The following is a 3,297-nucleotide window of genomic DNA, read 5'->3' as shown; positions in this document are numbered from 1 at the left end:
AACCGGCCTGGGGGGGTCTCTCACGGACGACGAACACTGGGCCGTCCGCGTCGGCTCCGACTGCGGCGTACGAAAGCGGGGCGCCCGACTGAAGAGTGATCATGTCGGCGTTCCCTCTTGCGATGGTGCCTTACGATACTGTATCCGCCCACGCTGGGCAAGACGCCCGTCTCGCCCGATCGCGTAGCACGAGCCATGCCCGCGAGCACTCAGCACCTCCGGCATTTCGCCACGAGGGTTCGCTTCCTACCGGGGTGTCATCGAAGGGATACACGGAGATCAAGAGCGGAACATCTGGTCGTCGGCTCATGCTATCGCCCGCGGCCGGACTCAGGAGTCCCGTCGGCGTCCCGACCGATCCCCCGCCGGCCCGGCGTGGTCCGCGCCGCCACGAGGATGCCAGCCGTCCTGGGAGGACTCGTCAGCTATGACCGGGACCGCGTCACGGTGCTCGCGGCCCGCCGGCGCCTCCCGCGAGGCGAGGCCGTCCACGCGCCCGATTCGCAGCGAGCACTGTCCGTGTGTGGGCGCGCCGGCCCTGCGCCCTGGCCGCTCACTCGAGGGTAGAGCACCGGGCCGCGGCGCTTGGCGTGCGGAACGAGGCCGGTCGGTGTGCCGGAGGGCGACCGGAGATCGGTCGGGGTGTGGTGGCAGCGTCGCGGGGAGGTAAGCCAGACTCGGCTCGACCGCGCGGCCCGCCCCTACCGGCGATACATCGTCGGGTCGGAGTAGCCTGGGAGGCGCCCGGGCCCCCAGACGTGCTGGCGGGCGACGGCCTCGCCGAGGTCGGCTACCCAGCCCGGCCGGGTCGGGATCACGAACTGGCCATCCCGGACGACGGGCGGGACGTCGACCAGTGCGTCCTTCCACGGCACGTCGTCGACATCGATCTCCATGATCCGCACCTTGGGGATGCTGGCGCAGAGGTGTGCGGACTGGAGGGTCGAGAGGTGGGAGTAGTATGAGGGGCGACGGCCGAGAAACGGCCGCGCGTCGCCCGGACGGCCCGGATGGCCGGGACGCCGCTTCCCGCACCCTACTTCAAGAGCGCGTCCAGGATGGGCTTGGTCAGTTTCGAGTTGTCGATGGCGCCCAGATTCGTCAGGGTGACGACGGCGAGATCCCGTTCGGGCACGATCGCGTTGAAGCTCAGGAATCCGAACGTTCCGCCATTGGCGCCGTATATCGTCACGCCGCCCTGTCGCATCAGGGCGACGCCGCCGTACACGTAGTGCGCGGCCGACCCTCCGGTGGGATTCTCCACGCCCACGCCGGCCGGGGTGCCGTTGGCGAGATGGCCGATCGCGAAGTACTCCTTCTGCCACTTGGGCGAGAGGAGCGTGCCACGGAGGAGGGCCTGGTCCCACGCGAGCAGATCGGACGCCGTCCCGATGAGATAGCCGGCGCCGTCGACGGTGCGCAGATTCCAGAACGGCGCTCTCTGAAGACGATTCTCGTACCAGGTATAGCCGGCGGCCATCTTCGGGACGATGGACGCGTAATCGAATGGTGCCGCCTCGCTCATGCGGGCTGGTGTCAAGATCCGCGTCCGCAAGAACGTATCGAAGCTCGTCCCGCCGACCTTTTCGATGATGCGCGCGAGGATGACGTGGCCGACGTTGCTGTACGAGGCTTTCGTGCCGACCGGGAAGTCGGGCGGGCGACGCACGCCATAGTCGATGCACCAGCGGGTGGTCAGATCGAGACGCGGTGCGATCGCGAACGGATAGTCATCGGGCTCCGTACAGTTGGCCAGCCCCGAGGTGTGCACGAGCAGATGGCGTATCGTGATCTTGCCCTTGCGAGCAAACTCGGGAAGATACTTCGCGATCGGGTGGTCGAGGGAGACCTTGCCGTCTTGCGCGAGCAAGAAGATGCCCATGGCGGTAAACTGCTTCGTCAGCGATCCGTACTGGTAGACGGTATCCACTGTCGCGGGCACGTCATCGTGGATGTTCCGCGTGCCATAGGCTCTGGCAAAGACCGTCTGCCCGTGGCGGGCGACCATGATCACGACCGAGGGGATGTGCCGTTGCCTCATGGCGTCGTCCGCCACGGCGTCGATGGTGCGGACAGTCGCCGGATCCAGGGTGTCGGCGCGGGCGGAGAGAGGCGCGAGCACGCAGGCGAGCGCCAGAGCGATGATGCGCCCGATCATGCGTGGATGCCTCTGTCGCGTAGCGAGTGGCGCCACGCAGAGGCCGGTCCGGATCCCGCTCACCGCCGGTACATCGCGGGGTCGGAGTAGCCGGGGAGGCGCCCCGGCTCCCAGACGTGCTGGCGGGCGACGGCCTCGTCGAGGTCGGCCCCCCAGCCTGGCCGGGTCGGGATCACGAGCTGGCCGTCCCGGACGACGGGCGGGACGTCGACCAGCGCGTCCTTCCACGGCACGTCGTCGACGTCGATCTCCATGATCCGCACGTTGGGGATGCTGGCGCAGAGGTGCGCGGAGTGGAGGGTCGAGAGATGGCTGTAGTAGTTGTGGGGGGCGATGTTGAGCTCGTAGCTCTCGGCCAGGTCGGCGATCTTCCGGGACTGGGCAAAGCCGTTCCAGGGCACGTCCACCATCACCACGTCCAGGGCCCGAGCCTCGAAATAGGGGCGATAGCCGCGGAGCCCGAACAGGTTCTCGCCCGAGCAGACCGGGATGGAGGTGGCGTCCTTCACCTCCCGGAGCGCCCGCTCGTCGTACATGTCGAGCTCGATCCACATCAGATCGAAGGGCTCGAGCGTTCGGCAGATGCGGTGGGCCGCCTCGGGCTTGAAGTTGAAATTGAGGTCCAGCGCGATGCCGACGTCCGGGCCGACCGCGCGGCGGAAGGTGCCGATCTGGGCCTCGAGGTGATGGAGGAGGTCGGGCGTGACGGTCTGGTCGGTGGTGCCGGGGGGACCGCCGAAGCCGGGGAAGTAGGTGCGCGCCGGCTCGCCGGGGAACACGATGTTGGTCTTGAGCGCCCGGTAGCCGCGCCGCACGACTTCTTCGCCGAGGCGCGCCAGGTCGTCGAGCGTCCGGAGGGGCGGCACCCCGATGACCGCCGCGTGCCGGGCCCGGGAGGTCCCGCAGTGGGACCAGTAGACCGGCTGCTGCTCGCGCAGCGGGCCCCCGAACAGCTCGTAGACGGGCACGCCGAGCGCCTTGGCCTTGATGTCCCACAACGCCAGCTCGATGCCGGCGATGGCCTTGGCCGCGATCCCGCCCGGGCTCTGGCGGCCCATCCGGTAGAGGTCCCAGTAGAGCATCTCGACCGGCCGGGGGTCCCGGCCGAGGAGGATCGGCTCGAAGTCGCGCACGGCCCC

The 3,297-nt window shown here is 68.8% G+C and carries 3 protein-coding genes; all 3 read right to left on the bottom strand.

The features are described 5' to 3' along the window. Nucleotides 1-701 precede the first annotated feature (701 nt). On the bottom strand, nucleotides 702-896 hold the full coding sequence (locus tag VGW35_05405) for a hypothetical protein (GenBank protein ID HEV8307084.1): 195 nt from the start codon (nucleotides 894-896) through the stop codon (nucleotides 702-704). 140 nt (nucleotides 897-1,036) lie between these two features. Beyond that, nucleotides 1,037-2,158 carry a serine hydrolase domain-containing protein gene (locus VGW35_05400; GenBank protein ID HEV8307083.1) on the bottom strand — a complete coding sequence of 374 codons (1,122 nt, stop codon included), beginning with the start codon at nucleotides 2,156-2,158 and terminating at the stop codon, nucleotides 1,037-1,039. A gap of 59 nt (nucleotides 2,159-2,217) precedes the next feature. Next, nucleotides 2,218-3,297 (bottom strand): mandelate racemase/muconate lactonizing enzyme family protein (locus tag VGW35_05395; GenBank protein HEV8307082.1); only part of this gene is annotated, 1,080 nt, incomplete at its 5' end.

The organism is Candidatus Methylomirabilota bacterium (genome assembly GCA_036005065.1).
Classification (GTDB): domain Bacteria; phylum Methylomirabilota; class Methylomirabilia; order Rokubacteriales; family DASRDR01; genus DASYQW01.
This window is presented reverse-complemented; position numbering and strand designations above follow the sequence as displayed.